General features: G+C 60.1%; 16 protein-coding genes. 6 read left to right on the top strand and 10 right to left on the bottom strand.

Annotation, left to right across the window (positions count from 1 at the left end; translation table 11 throughout):
• A partial coding sequence (locus tag JWQ61_RS12470; RefSeq protein ID WP_304360810.1) for an acyl-CoA dehydrogenase family protein occupies positions 1-576 on the top strand: 576 nt, incomplete at its 5' end.
• Positions 577-578: 2 nt separating this feature from the next.
• Positions 579-1,952, top strand: a complete 1,374-nt coding sequence (locus tag JWQ61_RS12465) for an LLM class flavin-dependent oxidoreductase (protein ID WP_304360809.1) — start codon at positions 579-581, stop codon at positions 1,950-1,952.
• A 1-nt stretch (position 1,953) separates the two neighbouring features.
• Here JWQ61_RS12465 and JWQ61_RS12460 read toward each other — a convergent pair whose 3' ends face one another.
• Positions 1,954-3,267 (bottom strand): cation:proton antiporter, encoded by a 1,314-nt coding sequence (locus JWQ61_RS12460; RefSeq protein WP_369684893.1) that lies wholly within the window; start codon positions 3,265-3,267, stop codon positions 1,954-1,956.
• Positions 3,268-3,609: 342 nt separating this feature from the next.
• Here JWQ61_RS12460 and JWQ61_RS12455 point away from each other — a divergent pair, with 342 nt between their 5' ends.
• Together JWQ61_RS12455 and JWQ61_RS12450 are read left to right on the top strand one after the other, a co-directional pair.
• Positions 3,610-3,951 carry a plasmid stabilization protein gene (locus JWQ61_RS12455; RefSeq protein WP_304360807.1) on the top strand — a complete coding sequence of 114 codons (342 nt, stop codon included), beginning with the start codon at positions 3,610-3,612 and terminating at the stop codon, positions 3,949-3,951.
• Positions 3,952-3,962: 11 nt separating this feature from the next.
• A complete protein-coding gene (locus JWQ61_RS12450) occupies positions 3,963-5,009 on the top strand; it encodes a DNA topoisomerase IB (protein WP_304360806.1) in 1,047 nt (348 codons plus the stop codon).
• A gap of 8 nt (positions 5,010-5,017) precedes the next feature.
• On the opposite strand, the gene JWQ61_RS12445 is transcribed toward JWQ61_RS12450, so the two are convergent.
• Positions 5,018-5,569, bottom strand: a complete 552-nt coding sequence (locus JWQ61_RS12445) for an NADPH-dependent FMN reductase (RefSeq protein WP_304360805.1) — start codon at positions 5,567-5,569, stop codon at positions 5,018-5,020.
• 240 nt (positions 5,570-5,809) lie between these two features.
• Here JWQ61_RS12445 and JWQ61_RS12440 point away from each other — a divergent pair, with 240 nt between their 5' ends.
• Both JWQ61_RS12440 and JWQ61_RS12435 read left to right on the top strand, forming a co-directional pair.
• Positions 5,810-6,766 (top strand): cation diffusion facilitator family transporter, encoded by a 957-nt coding sequence (locus JWQ61_RS12440; protein WP_304360804.1) that lies wholly within the window; start codon positions 5,810-5,812, stop codon positions 6,764-6,766.
• A 74-nt stretch (positions 6,767-6,840) separates the two neighbouring features.
• Positions 6,841-7,632, top strand: a complete 792-nt coding sequence (locus JWQ61_RS12435; RefSeq protein WP_304360803.1) for an enoyl-CoA hydratase — start codon at positions 6,841-6,843, stop codon at positions 7,630-7,632.
• A 30-nt stretch (positions 7,633-7,662) separates the two neighbouring features.
• Here the strand turns inward: JWQ61_RS12435 and JWQ61_RS12430 are convergent, their stop codons facing one another.
• From JWQ61_RS12430 to JWQ61_RS12395, 8 genes are all read right to left on the bottom strand, one after another.
• Positions 7,663-8,646 (bottom strand): helix-turn-helix domain-containing GNAT family N-acetyltransferase, encoded by a 984-nt coding sequence (locus tag JWQ61_RS12430; protein ID WP_304360802.1) that lies wholly within the window; start codon positions 8,644-8,646, stop codon positions 7,663-7,665.
• Between the two features lie 129 nt (positions 8,647-8,775).
• Positions 8,776-9,900, bottom strand: a complete 1,125-nt coding sequence (locus JWQ61_RS12425) for a Rieske 2Fe-2S domain-containing protein (RefSeq protein WP_304360801.1) — start codon at positions 9,898-9,900, stop codon at positions 8,776-8,778.
• Positions 9,901-9,951: 51 nt separating this feature from the next.
• The gene (locus JWQ61_RS12420) at positions 9,952-11,082 is read right to left on the bottom strand and encodes a Rieske 2Fe-2S domain-containing protein (RefSeq protein ID WP_304360800.1); all 1,131 of its coding nucleotides are present in this window, start codon (positions 11,080-11,082) and stop codon (positions 9,952-9,954) included.
• Positions 11,083-11,142: 60 nt separating this feature from the next.
• Positions 11,143-12,276, bottom strand: a complete 1,134-nt coding sequence (locus JWQ61_RS12415) for a hypothetical protein (RefSeq protein ID WP_304360799.1) — start codon at positions 12,274-12,276, stop codon at positions 11,143-11,145.
• Positions 12,277-12,301: 25 nt separating this feature from the next.
• A complete protein-coding gene (locus JWQ61_RS12410; protein WP_304360798.1) occupies positions 12,302-13,405 on the bottom strand; it encodes a hypothetical protein in 1,104 nt (367 codons plus the stop codon).
• Positions 13,402-14,169, bottom strand: a complete 768-nt coding sequence (locus tag JWQ61_RS12405) for a dUTP diphosphatase (RefSeq protein ID WP_304360797.1) — start codon at positions 14,167-14,169, stop codon at positions 13,402-13,404. The genes JWQ61_RS12410 and JWQ61_RS12405 overlap by 4 nt, the downstream gene beginning before the upstream one ends.
• A 30-nt stretch (positions 14,170-14,199) precedes the next feature.
• Positions 14,200-16,122, bottom strand: coding sequence for a 1-deoxy-D-xylulose-5-phosphate synthase (dxs, locus tag JWQ61_RS12400; RefSeq protein ID WP_304360796.1), 1,923 nt, complete (start codon positions 16,120-16,122; stop codon positions 14,200-14,202).
• 79 nt (positions 16,123-16,201) lie between these two features.
• A complete protein-coding gene (locus JWQ61_RS12395; RefSeq protein ID WP_304360795.1) occupies positions 16,202-17,314 on the bottom strand; it encodes a terpene synthase family protein in 1,113 nt (370 codons plus the stop codon).
• Between the last annotated feature and the right edge of the window lie 35 nt (positions 17,315-17,349).

The raw sequence follows: 17,349 nt of genomic DNA, 5'->3' as shown, positions 1-17,349 counted from the left end.
TCGGTGGTGCTGGACAATGTGCGGGTTGAGGCGGAGGAGGTGCTGCCGTTCCAGAGCGCCTTCGAACGTCCTACGTCGCTGGGACCTGTGGCGCAATTGCTGCATGCGGCAATCGATGTCGGCATCGCCCGCGCGGCGCTGCACGACGCGGCGATATTCGTGCGCACGCGTTCGCGCGCCTGGATCGACAGCAAGGTCGAGCGTGCGATAGACGATCCGTTGACCGTGCGGGAGTTCGGCGACCTGGCGGTGCGCCTGGCCGGCGCCGAAGCTTTGCTTGAGCTGGCTGGAGAAGCAGTGGACCGTGCCGCAGCAGCGCCGGATGCTGACAGTGTCGCCGCCGCCTCGATCGCAGTAGCCGAAGCGCGCGTGCTGACGACTGAAATTTCGCTGGCGGCCGGCAGCAAGCTGTTCGAGCTGGCCGGCACCCAGGCGACCTTGTCCGAGCATAACCTCGACCGTCACTGGCGCAATGCGCGCACTCACACCTTGCACGATCCGGTGCGCTGGAAATATCACGCTGTCGGCAACTATTACCTGAACAATAAAAATCCGCCGCGCCACGGCGCCATCTGAACATGCCGAAGAAACAAATCCGCCTCAACGCGTTCAACATGAACTGCGTAGGGCATATCAACCATGGTTTGTGGACCCATCCGCGCGACCGCTCCAGCGACTACACCAGCATCGAATACTGGACCGAACAGGCCAGGCTGCTGGAGCGCGGCAAGTTCGACGGCCTGTTCCTGGCCGACATCGTCGGCGTCTACGACGTCTATCAGGGCTCGGCCGACCTCACCTTGCGCGAATCGATACAGCTGCCGGTCAACGATTCGCTGCTGCTGGTGTCGGCGATGGCCGCGGTCACCAAACATCTCGGTTTCGGCGTCACCGTCAACCTGACTTACGAAGCGCCGTACCTGTTCGCGCGCCGCATGTCGACCCTGGATCACCTGACGCGCGGCAGGATAGGCTGGAATATCGTCACCGGTTACCTCGACAGCGCAGCGCGCGCCATGGGCCTGAGCCAACAGCCGGAACACGATGCGCGTTACGAGCGCGCCGAAGAATTCATGCAAGTGCTGTACAAATTGTGGGAAGGCAGCTGGGAAGACGGCGCCGTGTTGCGCGACCGTCAGCGCAGGGTATATGCCGATCCTGCCAAGGTACATCGCATCAGTCATCGCGGAGAGCATTATCAGGTGGATGGCTATCACCTGAGCGAACCGTCGCCGCAGCGTACGCCGGTGTTGTACCAGGCCGGCGCTTCCGACCGCGGCCAGCAGTTCGCGGCGGCCCATGCTGAATGCGTATTCATTTCCAGCCAGAAGCCGGAAGCCGCGCGCAAGCTGGTCAGCGATTTGCGCGACCAGGCGCAGCTGGCGGGCCGTCGCCGCGATGACCTGAAAATCTTCATGGGCATCTCCGTGATCGTTGCGCCGACCGCCGCCGAGGCGCGCGAGAAATATGCCGAATACTGCCGCCATGCCAACCCGGAAGCGGGCCTGGCGCATTTTGCCAGCGGCACCGGTTTTGATTTTTCGGCTTACGGCATCGATGAAGCCATCAAACCGGCCAGCAGCAACGCGATCCAGTCTTCCGCCAAGGCGGTGACGGCGGCCGACGCCGGCTGGACGGTGCGCAAGCTGCTCGATCAGCTGGCGCTGGGCGGCCGTTATGTGACCATCGTCGGTTCGCCGCAACAGGTGGCGGACCAGCTGGAGGCGTGGGTAAGAGATACGGATATCGACGGTTTCAACCTGACGCGCACGGTGGCGCCGGAGAGTTTCGAAGATTTCGTCAACCTGGTGATCCCTGAATTGCAGGCGCGCGGCTCTTACAAGCTGGAGTACGAAGAAGGCACGTTGCGCGAGAAATTGTTCGAAGCAGGTCAACCTACCTTGCCCGCCAGGCATCCAGCCGCAAGCTACCGCCAAGCCGGCCTGGCCTGATTCAGCGCCGGCGGCGGCGCTGGTACATGTCCATCAGCGGTGTCGACGAAATGCCATGCATGACGATCGACATCGCCACCACCGTCAACACCATCGAGCTGATGTGCGGCGCCAGCGCAGCAGAGCGGTAGCCGTCGGGCGCGGTCCAGTGGTATTGCAGCGCGAACACCAGGTAATACAGGGAGCCTATGCCCTTGATGCCGAACCATGCCATCAGGCGCCGCTGCAGGGGTGTGACGTCGGCGCCTGCCAGGGCCAGCGCAACCGAAAGCGGCCGGATCACAAAAAACAGCAGCAGGGCAAGCAGTGCTCCTGCCGCCGAAAAGCCGATATGCGACAGCAGGATGCCGGTCAGGGTCACCATCAGGAATTCGGCAAACTGCTCCAGCTGCATGTTAAAGCCGAGCACCGTTTCCGTCATGTAGGCGGAAGCCTTGGCCGGATGGGTCGCCACTTCTTCCTTATCGCTCGCCTGGGGGAGATGCGACACGGTCGGGGATTGATCGGGGTCCACTCCTTGCTGACCGCTGTTGGTCGATTCGATGCGGCGCATCGCCAGGCCGGCGGCAAACACCGCCAGGAAGCCGATACCGTGGACTAGCTCAGTCGCGCCGTAGGCCAGCGCGATCAGGCCGATGCCAAGGAACTCTTCCATTCCCAGCGCCAATCGGAACTGCCGCCGCAAGCCGACTACCAGGCGTCCCAGCAGCCAGCCGAGGAACCAGCCGCCGACCAGTCCCGCGACCACGCCCCAGGCGATATGCAGCATGGTGTAGTCGTTGGTGTAAGCGGCAGCCGCGGGTACGCCGAGCAGCGACAAGCCAAGCATGACGAACGGAAAGGCGGTGCCGTCGTTCAGGCCGCCTTCACCGGTCAGGCTGTAGCGGATGCGGTCGCGGTCGCTGACGTGCTTGATCTGGACGTCGGAAGCCAGCACCGGGTCGGTCGGCGCCAGGATGCCGCCCAGCAGGATTGCCGCGCCCAGCGGCAAATTGAAGATGAACAGGCCGGCCAGCGTCACTAGCGGAATCGTCACTAGCATCGCCAGCACGCCCAGCCGCAGCGGCAGGCGCCAGATGTGGTCGCGGAACGGCAGGCGCAGTTTCAGGCCGACAGTAAACAGGGACAGCAGTAACGCCAGCTTGGCCAGCGTGGTCAGCAATTCGGCGTGCTGGGCGGGCGCGACATTGATCAGGCCGCTCACGGCAGGCCCGAGGATGTAACCGACAGGCAGGTAAAACATGGCCGGGCTGACCGGCAGGCGATCCAGCAGGGAAGCCATCAGGCCCATGGACAACAGCAAGGCGCCGACGATCAGGTACCAGATGATTGATTGATCGATGGCAATACCTCCTCGCGCTACAGGAAAACGTTGTTAATTCAAGATGACTTTGCAAACCGGCAGCTGCCGCTGGAGCTCTCAGTATGGGAAGCCTGTGCGGAATGATCTGTACGCTAGCCAACAAAGCGCGCGGAAAACAGGTTTCCTTTCTTTTGGTTTTGCCATTACTGCGAAAAAGATTCAATGCAATGTTGAATAACGCACCGATCCAAGGCGCGATACGTTTTATAACGTGACTTATCGGGCATCGGATCCTGGCGGCGTGCCGTCATCGACGCCGGGGAAAATCATTCAGTTTTTTTGAAAGGAGTTGTCATGCCAGCAAATGCATGGAGCAAGAAGCGCGAACGCCAGTACGCGCATATAAAGGAAAGCCTGCTCAAGCACGGCAAACGCAAACAGCTGGCGGAAGAGATCGCCGCCCGCACCGTCAACAAGGAAAGGGCGCAGCATGGCGAGGCGGAACAGGCCAGCAGCTCGTCGGTGAGGGACATATCGGCCGGCCGGCGCGGCGGCCTGCGTTCGCATCGCGGCGCCGGCGGCCGCACTTTCGCGCAACTTTACAATGAGGCGAAGCAGCGCGGCGTCAAGGGACGCTCCAAGATGAACAAGGCGCAGCTGGAGCATGCGCTGGGCGGCCGCCGCGCCGGCGCCTGAGCCTGAGTCGCATGGGCGAGGCTGCCGCCGGCGAAGTGCGGACAATGCCGCCCGGGCTGGTATATGTCAGCGACGATACTCCCGGCATCTGCCGCCTGCGTAAAGGCAAGGGCTTCACTTACCGCCAGGCCGACGGCATGCGTGTGAGCGATGCGCGGCAGCTGGAGCGCATCCGCAAGCTGGCTATCCCGCCGGCATACGCCGCGGTCTGGATCTGCCCGTCGGCGCGCGGCCACATCCAGGCCACCGGGCGCGATGCGCGTGGCCGCAAGCAATACCTTTATCACCCGCAATGGCGCCTGGCGCGCGACGAGACCAAATTCGACCGCATGGCCGATTTCGGCGCCGCCTTGCCGCGCATCCGGGCCAATGTAACGCGCGACCTGGAAGCGCTCGCCGGCGCACAGGTTTTACATCGGACGGTGGTGGCTGCAATCGTGCACTTGCTGGATACGACGCTGATGCGGGTCGGCAATGACGAGTATGCGCGCAGCAATGCTTCCTTCGGTCTGACCACCTTGCGCAAGCGCCATGTTGCGGTCAGCGGCAGCAAGCTGCGGCTGCGGTTCCGCGGGAAAAGCGGGATTGCACACGAAGTCAGGCTGGAGGACAAACGCATCGCACGCGTAGTGAAGCGCTGCCAGATACTGCCGGGCCAGGAATTGTTCCAGTACCTGGACGATGACGGCGTCGTCCACAGCGTCGGCTCTGCGGATGTGAACGAGTATCTGCAGGCCGTCAGCGGCGGCGAATTCACCGCAAAGGATTTCCGCACCTGGCATGGCAGCGTGCACGCCTTGCAGCTCTGGCGCGGCCTTGCAACCGGCGGTAATCCCGATCCCGGCAAGGCGATCGTGAACCAGTTGCTGGCCGAGGTGGCCGGCCGCCTTGGCAATACGGTTGCCGTCTGCCGCAAATCCTACGTCCATCCGCGGGTGCTGGCGTTGCTGACGGGCGCCGCGCCGGCGCGCTGGCTGCCGCCGGACCGGCCGCCCCGCAAGTCAGGCCTGAGCGTCGCCGAACGCCGTTTTCTCAAGCTTTTGCATGCTCCGGCCTAGGACCTGACTCAGGCGTTGTGTGTTTTTACCCAGGCGACATAACTGTCCATCCAGGCCTGGAGGAACTTCTTGCTGTCCTCGCCGATATTGCCGGTGTCATCGAACAAGCCATCCTTGGCCTGGATGAAAGCCTCGGGCTGGCCCAGCGTGGGTGCATCCAGATAGGCGAGGACATTGCGCAAATGCTGTTGCGCCAGCGCGGTGCCGACGGCGCCGACCGATACTCCCAGGATGCCGGCAGGTTTGCCTTTCCAGGCGCTCTGGCCATAGGGGCGGGAGGCCTGGTCGATCGCATTCTTCAATACACCGGGAATCGAGCGGTTATATTCGGCCGTCACGAACAGCAGGCCCTGGGCGCCGCTGACGGCCGCCTTGAGCCGCTTGACCGGCGCCGCCTGGTTGCCGTCGTCATCCTGGTTGTAATGGGGCAGGTCATCGATCTGCAATTGCTCGAATACAAAGTCCGACGGCGCCAGCTTGGCAATGGCGGTGGCCAGCTTGCGGTTGAACGAATCGCGGCGCAGGCTGCCGACGACTACTGCGATCTTGTATTGACTCATGACGATCTCCGTTAAGTGATGGTGGGGAAACGCCCGAACTACTTTATCCGGAAAACGGCTGCGTGTCTTTGCCCGGTCTTTTTGTTACTTAGCGTACAGACCGGAGCACGGTTATCCAATATCGTATTGGCATCTACCGGTAGAAACGGCAATGGAGCCAGGTTCTGTTGCCTGAATATCATCCGGTTCAGCGCTCGCGTTTTCTTGGACGCATTTCTTGGACGCATTTCTTGGAATAACATGGCTGTTCCCTCAGGAAATTCATCGCGCACGATCATCTATGTTGCGCTTGCCGGCAACCTGCTGGTCGCCGCCACCAAGTTCGTGGCCGCGGCCTGGACCGGCAGTTCCGCCATGCTGAGCGAAGGTATCCATTCGCTGGTCGATACGGGCAATGAAATCCTGCTGCTGTATGGCATGCGTCGCAGCGCCGGCGGGCCTGACCGCGATCATCCGCTGGGCCATGGCCGCGAGATTTACTTCTGGAGTTTCGTGGTCGCACTTCTGATTTTCACCTTGGGCGCCGGGGTATCCATCTACGAAGGTGTGACACATATATTGCACCCGCAAGCGATTGAGGACGTGCATGTCAATTATGCAGTGCTTGCGCTATCGGCCCTGTTCGAAGGCAGTTCATGGTGGTTCACGCTGCGCAAGTTCAAACAAGGCAGGCCCGGCATCGGCCTGTTCCGGGCGGTCCGGCGCAGCAAGGATCCGCCTTCTTTCATCGTGCTGCTGGAGGATAGCGCCGCCCTGGTCGGATTGCTGATCGCTTTTATCGGCGTGTATTGTTCGGTCGCGCTGCAACTTCCGGTCCTGGACGGCGTCGCGTCGATACTGATCGGCCTTGTGCTGGCGGCCACCGCGCTGATACTGGCGCGCGAAACCAAGGGCTTGCTCATCGGCGAAAGCGCGCATCAGAGTACGCTTGATTCAATCTTGCGCATAGCGGGAGATGTCGATGGCGTGGTGCACGCCCATCACCTGGTCACCGTGCACCTGGCGCCGCAGCAGATACTGGCCGCGCTCAGCCTGGAATTCGCGGATGAATTCCGTTCGCCTGACATAGAAGCTTGTGTGATTGAACTGGAAAAGCGCGTGCTGGCAAAACATCCGGCGGTGGTTGCCTTGTTCATCAAGCCGCAGACGTCGCACCACATCAAAGAAACCGAACAGCGAGACCAGGTGGAAATTTAATAGGGGCAATCGATTGGCGCAGTAAAATAATCCGGCGCATGACAGGATCAACCAGCCGGCTCGGGAGCATATCGATGGAAGCTAATCTTTTGACAGAAACCATGCTGCAGAGGGAAGACAGCAACGGTGTGGCGACGCTGCGGATGCAGCGGCCGCTGCAATTCAATGCCTTGTCCGAAGCGCTGCTCGATGCCTTGCAACACGAGATCGATGCCATCGCCGCCGATCCCGCCATCCGCTGCGTCGTCCTGGCCGGCGCCGGCAAGGCCTTCTGCGCCGGGCACGATTTGCGGGAAATGCGCAGCCATCCTCAACTGGACTATTACCGGCAGCTGTTTCTTCGCTGCAGCCGGCTGATGCAAAGCATCCAGGCCTTGCCGGTGCCGGTGATTGCGCGGGTGCATGGCGTCGCCACTGCCGCCGGCTGCCAGCTGGTCGCCAGCTGCGACCTGGCGATCGCCTCGGAGACTGCGCGGTTTGCCGTCTCCGGCATCAATGTCGGCTTGTTCTGTTCGACGCCGGCGGTTGCCCTGTCGCGCAATATTTCACCAAAGCGCGCATTCGACATGCTGGTCACCGGACGTTTCATCGACGCTGCCACGGCGACTGACTGGGGGCTGATCAATGAAGCCGTAGCCGAAGAAGAACTGGACGCCGTGATAGCCCGCAAGGTGGGGGAAATCGTGGCAAAAAGCCCGGCGGCGGTGCGCTACGGTAAATCGATGTTCTACCGCCAGCGGCAGCTGGCCTTGGACGAGGCCTACGATTACGCCAGCGAGGTCATGGCACGCAACATGATGGAGCAGGATGCAAGCGAGGGGATCGAGGCCTTCCTGGGCAAGCGCCAGCCGGTATGGGCATTCTGAAGATGCTGCTGCCTCGGCCCGCCATGCATATCAGCGTCGTTTTTTTGCGGAGCGGCGGCTAAACTTTTGTTCGATAACCATGGTTCCCCACTGCGATCCTTCAGCTTCGTCGGTCAGCTTGAAGCCTGACGACTCGTACAGGTGGCGCGCCGCGTCGAGGCCTTTGAAGGTCCACAGGTATGTCTCGTCGAAGCTGCCGTCGACAAAATCCATGGCAAGCGAGAGCAGGCGGCGGCCGACGCCGGATCCGCGCAATGCATCATCGACGATGAACCAGCGCAGGTGAGCGATGCCGGTGGTCGTGTCGCCGTCTATCGCGATCGAGCCCAGCGTCTTGCCGTTTTCGACGTAGAGCCAGAGCGCCTTGCCATTGCAGGGCAGCTCCTCGGCAAATGCGGCCAGTTCGGTCGCCACTCTCCTTTCGAAGAAGACGCCGAAGCCGGATGTCTGTGCATAGTAGCGTCCATGCAGGCTTGCGATATCGCCTATGCATCCGGGCTGGTAGCCTTGCAGGATCTGCTGGTCTATCGATGCGCCCGACGGCGGCGCCTTGCCGGCGTTGTTCTGCGTCAGCGCATCGGTGTAAAGCGCAAGAGAGCGCACCAGGGTCTGCTGGTCGGCGCGAGTCAGCTGCCGCAATGCGCCGGCTACCTGGTCGCTGGCAAAACGGTCGATTTTCTTGCGCAGTTTCTGGCCCTCGCCGGTCAGATAGAGCATCAAAGAGCGGCCGTCGTCGTCCGCGTTCTCACGCCTTATCAATCCCAGTGTTTCAAGTTTTGCCACCTGCCTGCTGGTATTCGACTTGTCCAGCCGCAGCACGCTAGCCAGGTTGCGCGCCTGGATGCCGGGCACCAGGCCGATTTCGATGATGGCGTGCACGGCCGAGGGCGCAAGATCGCTCTCGGCCAGGGACGGCCGCATGAAACCCAGCTCACGCACCAGTTTCCGCGAAAACTCGCGCAGCTCCAAGATGGTCTGTTCCCGGGGTTTGGCAGGGAAGCTGAAGTAGCTCATGGCATCCTCGATAAAGTTGCGTAGTGCAACCAATATACTTGCGCAACGCAACTTTATCAAGCTGGAATATCGATGGTTGTGAAAATGTAAAAAATTGGTCCATCGATACTACGTGGCATGCGGTTTTCTCTAGTCCGGCACCGGCACCTTGGCTGCCGTGCGGGATGGCAGCACGAAATGCACCGGATGCTCGGCATGGGCGCGCTCGCCGTCATCTGCAAACCGGTGGACGGCCTCGCGATTCTCCGACGGCTGCTTGCCGTTATGGGCGACTCCGGTTTTACATGCCGGATAGAACTGTGTAGCCCAGCGCCGATACGCAATCAGCGGGGCATCGACGGCAATTGCTCTGGGGTAGCGAATGAAGCTCCGTCTTTCCCAGATCCTGATGTCCTGTTTTAGTTGCGGAACATACCAAAGATGGTAAACAGCCGGGGCAAGAAGCGCATATATTGTTTTCCGCGCAAACGCAGGCCACCTGGCAAGCCAGGAGATGCGCAGTCTCATGGTTTCCCGATACGTCCATTTCAAGGGCGCAATCTGGGCTGGCGTGACGAGGAATTTAGCCTGCAGGCCGGCTCGTTCCAGGCTTACTTCCACTGCCATTAAGCCCAGTCCATGCAGTTTTACATCTATGATGATCGGAAGCCCTTTCAAGGTCAGGCGAGCGATCACATCAAGACGGTGGCTGCCGTCGCAAGGCTGCAGCTGCGCTACCGAGTTGCCCCAGCCATGCAGAGGTTTCTGATGATTGGGATCAAAGCCGTTTTCGGTCGGATTCTGAACGCTGCCGGGAAGGAAGCGCACGCTCCTGATCGGCGCGGAATAACCGGCCCAGTCGAATTCCGGCAGCTCCCACTCAGGAACACGTCCGTCGGCTCCTTGCCAGACAGCAATCAATCCGTTCCAATCCCGCACGTGGCGGCTCTCCAGCTGGGCCTGCGGCGGCTTGTCGCCGCATCCGGTGCGAACGCAGCGGCCATCTGGAGAAAACGCGAACTTATGATAAGGACAGACAATATCTTCATCCTCGACCTTGCCGTCGCCGAGGTGGGCGCCAAGGTGCGGGCAATAGGGGTCGACTGCGCGCGGCAGGCCTGACTTGGTGCGGTATAGCACGACATCCTTGCCCATGAACGGTTTTGTGATGACGCCGCCAGGCTTGAGTTCATCGGCGGTGGCTATCACGAACCAGCCATCCGGATAGGCGAACGCGGAGAGATCTGTGTCGTTGGTATGATCTGGTGGTTCCATGAAATACTCCTGTCGAAATTGACGATCTATTCGTGGAAGAAGTGGCGCAAGTCAACCTGATTTTTCGAACTGCGGCTCCGGAATGCTGGCGCCATTTCCTGCCGAATAGGCAGCCATGGCAGTTCTTATATTGTCGGGATCGTTCGGCGCGCCAGGCCGGTCATGGGACACAATTTTTCCGGACGTGGCGCTATCTGGACGGTCTTTTTCAACAGTCGGATAGAACTGCGCCGCCCAGCGCCGGTATGCAACCAGCGGGCCTTCGGTGGCGGATGGTTTCGGGTAGCGAGCGTAGCTCCGCTTTTCCCAGATATCCATGTCCTGCTGCAGCTGCGGCAGGTACCAAAGATAGAAAAGGGCAGGGGAGAGAAGTCCGTATACCATTTTCTGTGCAAATGCCGGCCACCTGGAAAGCCAGGAGATGCGCAGCCTCATGGTTTCCCGGTACGTCCATTTCAGAGGGCCGACCTGGGCTGGAACGACGAGGAACTTGGCCCGCACGTCTGCCCGTTCCAGGCTCATTTCCACACACATCAAGCCCAGGCCGTATAGCTTGAAATCAAGGGTCACCGGCAGTCCTTTCGCAGTCAGGCGAGTGACCAGGTGAATGTGGTGGCCATCGGTTTGCGGCAGTTGCGACACATCGTTGCTCTCCCAGCCATGGAGAGTTTGCTGGTGCGTCGGATCAAAAGCATTTTCGGTGGCATTCTGAAGACTGCCGTGATGAGTGCGGACACCCTTGATCGGCGCGGAATAACCGGTCCAGTCGAATTCCGGCAGTTCCCACTCAGGAACGCGTCCGTCGGCTCCCTGCCAGACGGCAATCAAGCCGTTCCAGTCCCGCACGTGGCGGCTCTCCAGCTGGGCCTGCGGCGGCTTGTCGCCGCATCCGGTACGGACGCAGCGGCCATCCGTGGCAAACGCGAATTTATGGTAGGGACAGACAATGTCTTCGCCCTCGACCTTGCCATCGCCTAGGTGGGCGCCAAGATGCGGGCAATAGGGTGCGACAGCACGCGGCAGGCCTGACTTGGTGCGGTACAGCACGACGTCCTTGCCCATGAACGGCTTTGTGATGATGCCGCCAGGCTTGAGTTCATCAGCGGTGGCTATCACGAACCAGCCATCCGGATAGGCGAACGCGGAGAGATCGGCATCGTTGGTGTGATCGGGCGTTTCCATGAAATGCTCCTGTCGAAGTTGCCTCGAGGTTGTCTCGAATTTTCCTATCTATGAATTTGATCAGGTCTCGATGAGGTTTCGCTGTAAATCCTGGCGCGGAATGATTTCGGGTGCGCTCGCGGTCCGGGCCGGATCATACTGCCACCACCATGCGATTGCCGGTATGGGCAACGGCGTGCTGCTGTCATCGGCGGGGGCATCGGCCCAGCCGCCTGGGTAAAAAAGCGGCAGGGCGGCCGGGCCGGAAGGATGGGTATATCGCTCCGAGTCCTGGCACCATGCGGCGGAGCTCCGGATCTGCAGTCCGAGACTGGCAAGATAGCGCTTCAGTTCTGGCGTGGCGTCCAACGTGACCGTTTTTTGCACACGCAGAAACAGGCACACAATGCGGTCACGGACGGCGACGGCACGCATGACGGCCTGGTCCACCGTGCAATCGTGCGCATTGCGGATGACGTCAAGCGCGTTATGGCGGTCCGGAGCGCGGACCTGTTCTTTGGCGTAGGAGAAAATGTCGTTATCCCAAATGGCGACCAGGGAACTCATTTCAGTCAGTGCGCGGAGACGCCGATCTTCGATCAGGGAAGCGGAAAGTTCATAGCCGTCCGCGACGGGAAACAGCGTCGGCATCACCATGCTGCCGCCGTCGTAGATGCGCAACGCCATGAAATCATTCAGGGAAGGCGTAATGCCGCGCACCACGTTGCCGGCCTTCCACACCGCATGCAGGAACCAGTTGCGGATCTCTTCCACCCATCGCCTTACCTGCGCCGGAGTGGCAAAGGCGTCGAGCCGGAGGCGCAGGTCGCGCAGGCTAGCTGCATAGCGATCGCTGTCGTCGAAAGCCTGCTCCGGCGTTTCTATATTACGCAAGATGCATGCCGCCACTCCGGCCAGCTGGCCGGGTTGCCTGCTCAGCGGGCCTTCATCGCAATATTCGTCGTCGAAGGCGATAAGCCAGAGCAGGAAGTCGGCGGTCCATTGAAGCCTGTCGCGCGGCGCATGCGGAAACAGGTTGGCGGCGACGCGGTTGAAACCGCAGTTGGCCAGCTGCACGCGTTCCGCGGAGCTGGCGCACAATGCGAATTTTTCCATCCATGCCACGGCAGGCTGGGTTACCTGATCCATATCGAGGTGGATTTCGGCGGGAAACGGACAATATAAAGGCGGCAGTTTCATCGTATATGGCGTCATGAAAAGTGTTGCTCGTCCGCTGCGGCTAATTTCGAGGCGCCAGCATGCCACGGTCATCCGCGTCCTGCCCGGCGAATTCCTCGGAATAACGTTTGGTATCGGATTCGACCCAGTCCTGGTAGCCGCGCATCCAGTTCTTCATGCCGGCGATAGCGCCCCTCAACGCCGGGCCCGCATGAATTTCCATGGCGCCGGCCAGATCGGCGAATCCATTGATCTCTGTGCGCACTTTCATCACCGTGTAATCGACGCTCTCCTGCAGGGAATGCCCTTGCGCCGCATAAATCCCGACCATGTTCCAGTGCTGTCCGGGCTGCCGCAGTTCGACTGCCAGGCTTTGTATGTCGTTGCTCCAGCAGACAACATTATTGGTGTGCCGGCGCAATTGCTGTATTGCCGGGAGGTTATATTCGGCGGCGGAAAGCGGCCCGTCATTGGCGACGTCGACCAGGTCAAGGCATGGGTTCATGCCGCTGGTATGGCGTCGTACCGTCTGGTATTGCCGGAGACTGAGCGGTGTGGAGTGTGTATGATTGAGAATCTGCAAGCCTGCGGTGCTGGCCCACATCCGCATGCCGTTGGCGAATCGCTGAAAATGTTCGGCGGACAGCTGCCGCCGCAGGCGCCGGCAGACGTCCAGCCATGCGCTTTCGCCATATAGTGGATCGGGGCCAAGGCAATTGAAATCAAGCACGTCGATCATCGCCGTCAAATTCGGTACAGTGTCCGGCGTAACCAGCTCCACGCGATCGACGAACAGATCGTCAGCCAGAAAGTACCAGGTGAAATAATCCGCAATCGTCTGCAGCAATGCCCGTCCGGCCCTGGGGTAGCAGCGGGCAGCGAGCCAGCCGTATTTTGTCCTTGCGACACGGGCCCGGTAGCGTTCGTCGGGCAACAGTTTGTGCGCGGCTGCCCATGCATTGGTTTCCTTTTCGACGCTTTCAGCGTCGGGAGAGCAAGCACAGGGCCAGGGGAATTCGAAATCCGGAATACTTATCGATTCAAGTTCACTCAAGAGCCTGGCCCTTACCTGTTCCCCTGATGCCTGCATCGGAGAATATGCTGGCATTTCAGCATTTCCAGCTGTATTTGCGGCGGCAAGGGAAATGTTTTCCGGGATGTTCATGGTTCTGCTCCGTCTGCAGAAAACGAGGGAGAGGCGTAGCGCTCTTCCAGTTTCTGGTAGAGCCGCAGCTGAAAATCCGACGCTGCGGAATCCAGGAAAGAGGCGAGTTCGACCAGATGAATATTATCTTCCCTGCCGGCCCATATTTTTGTGTAGAAACCTTCCTTGTATCCGTGGTTCTGGCGAAAGATGGCCAGCACATGCTTGGAGGTATACAGGTTGACGGCGCTATCCCAATTGAGGCCGCAGGCGTTGAATGTCGCCTCCAGCAAGGGCAGGTTGGTCCGCCTGCAAATGGCGAAAGCGGCGATCAGTTCCAATAGCTGCGGGATGTCGCAGCTGCTGACGACATACTCGCGTCCATCGAAAATGCAGCTGCTTAATCCCGGATTCGAATATTCGACCAGCGCAGCGGCGGCCGCTTCCAGGTCGCCGTCGCACTCGCTGATGACATGGGACAGGAGGAAATGCAGGATATCGACCAGTTCCACCTGCATCTGGGGAAAATCGCAGGGCTGGCTGCTCCACCATTTCCAGCCATGATGGTCGAGCGCTTCCACGGCCTCCACCAGCATGCCGCGCAATTGCGGGAAACCAGACATGATCCAGTTTTCGTTCGCTCGTCGGTTGTGAATGTCCTGCAGGCGCACCAGGCTCAAGGCCTGTGCATAGCCGATTTTTTTTATCGATACGGTCTCGCCTGGAGCAAGCAAGGCTCTGATTGCGCTTGTTTCGACATTGCTATGCGTGGCGGCAAGATGCATCGTGATTTTCCAATGGGGGATCGCACGCCCTCAGGCGACGGCGGAAATTTTCTGCGGCAAGGCAGCGCTGGGCGCGCCTTGACGGACACTGTGCTCGGCAAGGAAACGCTGTACCGATGCACTGATTCCGGCCTGGTCCAGGCCGCAAGCGCTCAATAATTTTGCAGAGTCGCCATGGTCGATGAATTTGTCGGCGAATCCCAGTTGCAGCACCGGCAGTGCAATACCGGCTCGAGCCAGGCTTTCCAGGCAGGCGGAACCGGCGCCACCCATGATGCAGCCTTCCTCTATGGTCACCAGCATGTCGTGGGTCTGCGCCAGTTTCTTGACGAGCTCGTCGTCCAGGGGCTTGACGAAACGCATGTTGGCGACCGTCGCGTCGAATGGCTCGGCAGCAGCCAGAGCGGGAGCGAGCATGGTGCCGAAGGCGAGGATCGCGAGGCGGCGGCCGGCCGGCAGCGAAGTGGAACGGCGGATCTCCCCTTTGCCCAGTTCCAGCGTAGTCAATCTCTTGAGCGGAGAAATGCCGGGGCCGGCGCCGCGCGGATAACGCACCGCCGCCGGGCCGTCCTGCTGCAGCGCCGTGTGCAGCATCTGGCGGCACTCGTCTTCATCCGCTGGCGCCATCACGATCATGTTGGGCAGGCAGCGCATGTAAGCCAGGTCATAGGCGCCCATGTGGGTAGCGCCGTCGGCGCCGACCACGCCGGCGCGGTCGATGGCAAACACTACCGGCAGCTTTTGCAGGGCGACGTCGTGGATCAGCTGGTCGTAGGCGCGCTGCAGGAAAGTCGAGTAGATCGCGACTACCGGTTTCAAGCCCTCGGTAGCCAGGCCGGCGGCAAAGGTCACCGCGTGCTGCTCGGCGATGCCGACATCGAAATAACGTGCTGGAAAACGGCGTTCGAATTCAACCAGGCCCGAGCCTTCGCGCATGGCAGGCGTGATCGCCACCACGCGCTGGTCTTGTTCGGCCTCGTCGCACAGCCATTCGCCAAACACCTGGGTATAGGTTTTCTTGCCTTCCTTGGCTGGCGCGATGCCATCGACCGGATTGAATTTTCCCGGGCCGTGGTAGAGCAGGGGATCGGTCTCGGCGAACGCATAGCCGTGGCCCTTCTGGGTGACGATATGCAGGAATTGCGGTCCTTGCATTGTTTTCAGGTTCTGCAGCACCGGAATCAGGGCCTCCAGATCGTGGCCGTCGATGGGGCCGGTGTAGTTGAAGCCGAAGTCCTCGAACAGGGTTGCCGGAGTGACCAGGCCCTTTGCATGCTTTTCAAGCTGATGAGCCAATTCGCGCATCGGCGGCGCAACCGACAAGGCCAGCTTCGCCGTTTTTTTTGCGTAGGAATAGAACTGGCCGGAAATCAGCTTCCCGAAATAATTGCTCAAAGCGCCCACCGGCGGCGAAATCGACATGTCGTTATCGTTGAGTATGACCAGCATTGGCAGTTCCCGGCATGCGCCGACATTGTTCATTGCCTCGAAAGCGAGGCCGGCGGTCAATGCGCCGTCGCCGATAACGGCAATCGCATGCCTTTTTTCACCGTTGCAGCGCGCACCGTGGGCCATCCCCAGTGCGGCGGAAATAGAGGTGCTGGAATGCGCCGTGCCGAAGGTGTCGAATTCCGACTCGTCGCGGCGCGGAAAGCCGGAGATGCCGCCGAGCTGGCGCAGGGTAGGCATCGAACCACGGCGTCCGGTCAGAACCTTGTGTCCGTAACATTGATGGCCGACATCCCAGACGATGCGGTCGTGCGGGGTGTCGAACACATAATGCAAGGCGACGGTGAGTTCGACCGAGCCCAGGTTCGACGATAAATGGCCGCCGGTGCTGGCAACGCTATGCACAATGAAAGCGCGCAGTTCGTCCGCGAGCGGCGCCAGCTGCGCCGTGTGCAAGGCACGCAGGTCGGCCGGCGTGTCGATGGTGCTGAGCAGCTCGAACATGCTGCACTCCTTCCGTGGATAGGGCGTTGGCGCCTTGCTCAAGGCCCGGATGAATCAATACGGAGACTGGATGGCCTTTTTACGATGTCGCGCTGCTGGCCTGTTTCTCTGCAATATCGGCAGCAGCGACTTCATCGGTAGACGGCAACGGCTTGATGGTCACTTCGCCAGAGATAAATCGTTTTCCTTTAAAGTCCTTGCCGAAATAGCGTGTGCTGATGGCGTGGAATTCGGCATTTCCCGACGCCAGGTGCTCCAGCTCGGTGAGGTATTCGCGCACGTCGTTTTGTTTTCCGAATGGCCCGGCAAGCACCCTGTCGCGAGCGGCAATCAGCTTGCGCTCGTTTTCCAGAACGATGACCGCCAGCTTGTCGAGCGATTGCTGGAGCGTGAGTCCTTCTATGCGCATCAGCAGCCACACGGAATTTACCGAGTCGGCAATGTGTATTTCCTTGCGAAACGAATAGGGATCGTTGACCAGTGTGATCGAATCGATAGCCGCAGTTCTGACGGTTGCCAGCGACTCGTCGGCAGCAAGTGCATCTGTCATGTCTACGTCGATGGCATATTCCGTCATCATGGCGGCCCACTCGCCGTAATTGTCGACGCGGCGCAACTCCAGGTAACGATCGAAAGTCAATGTGTCCATCTGCAGGGCCAGTGAATCGGTCTGTCTGATGATCATGGTGTGCAGCGATTCTTCCAGGCGCTTCCACACGCGCGGTTTCGACGACAGCTGCTCCTTGATAGGCAGCAGCCCTTCATACAGCAGCTGGGCAATAGGAACGGTTGCGGGCGGCCGGATACCGGCTATCGCATCAAAGTAATGCTGGCGCAATTCGGATTGCCGCTGCTGGTCGGCGAGTACGTCGGGATTGGTGGTGGTGTCGTCTATCAGCGTGGTGATGCTCATCATCCGTTCCAGATTATAGATGCGGTCTTTTTTAGTATGCGGATAAGCGAGACCACCATAGGACGGCATGCTCATCGACAAATAGTGGTCGACCGCCTTTTGGCTGCCGTAATAAGCCAGGATGTAAGGACTGTCGGTGAGCGCAACCTGTGCTTCCGCAGCGTCATGATCCGGGTGCCACAGAGGCTTCAATGTCAGGTGGAAGTCCGGATGGTATATTTTTTCGCCTAGCTGTGGCCGGCCGCTTAAAGTCTGGACGAAGTTGGGTGCTTGGGACATGACTGGTTCCTTGGTGACGGATTGCCGTGTTATTG

Source organism: Collimonas fungivorans, assembly GCF_028292705.1.
GTDB lineage: Bacteria > Pseudomonadota > Gammaproteobacteria > Burkholderiales > Burkholderiaceae_D > Collimonas > Collimonas fungivorans_B.
Note: the sequence above shows the minus strand (reverse complement) of the source record. Positions and strands in the feature narration are given on the sequence as shown.

Bases quoted from the DNA above. Each gene is read 5' to 3' on its own strand.
- JWQ61_RS12465 (WP_304360809.1), top strand. From the start codon at position 579: ATGCCGAAGAAACAAATCCGCCTCAACGCGTTCAACATGAACTGCGTA.
- JWQ61_RS12455 (WP_304360807.1), top strand. From the start codon at position 3,610: ATGCCAGCAAATGCATGGAGCAAGAAGCGCGAACGCCAGTACGCGCAT.
- JWQ61_RS12450 (WP_304360806.1), top strand. From the start codon at position 3,963: ATGGGCGAGGCTGCCGCCGGCGAAGTGCGGACAATGCCGCCCGGGCTG.
- JWQ61_RS12445 (WP_304360805.1), bottom strand. From the start codon at position 5,569: ATGAGTCAATACAAGATCGCAGTAGTCGTCGGCAGCCTGCGCCGCGAT.
- JWQ61_RS12440 (WP_304360804.1), top strand. From the start codon at position 5,810: ATGGCTGTTCCCTCAGGAAATTCATCGCGCACGATCATCTATGTTGCG.
- JWQ61_RS12435 (WP_304360803.1), top strand. From the start codon at position 6,841: ATGGAAGCTAATCTTTTGACAGAAACCATGCTGCAGAGGGAAGACAGC.
- JWQ61_RS12430 (WP_304360802.1), bottom strand. From the start codon at position 8,646: ATGAGCTACTTCAGCTTCCCTGCCAAACCCCGGGAACAGACCATCTTG.
- JWQ61_RS12425 (WP_304360801.1), bottom strand. From the start codon at position 9,900: ATGGAACCACCAGATCATACCAACGACACAGATCTCTCCGCGTTCGCC.
- JWQ61_RS12420 (WP_304360800.1), bottom strand. From the start codon at position 11,082: ATGGAAACGCCCGATCACACCAACGATGCCGATCTCTCCGCGTTCGCC.
- JWQ61_RS12415 (WP_304360799.1), bottom strand. From the start codon at position 12,276: ATGACGCCATATACGATGAAACTGCCGCCTTTATATTGTCCGTTTCCC.
- JWQ61_RS12410 (WP_304360798.1), bottom strand. From the start codon at position 13,405: ATGAACATCCCGGAAAACATTTCCCTTGCCGCCGCAAATACAGCTGGA.
- JWQ61_RS12405 (WP_304360797.1), bottom strand. From the start codon at position 14,169: ATGCATCTTGCCGCCACGCATAGCAATGTCGAAACAAGCGCAATCAGA.
- dxs (WP_304360796.1), bottom strand. From the start codon at position 16,122: ATGTTCGAGCTGCTCAGCACCATCGACACGCCGGCCGACCTGCGTGCC.
- JWQ61_RS12395 (WP_304360795.1), bottom strand. From the start codon at position 17,314: ATGTCCCAAGCACCCAACTTCGTCCAGACTTTAAGCGGCCGGCCACAG.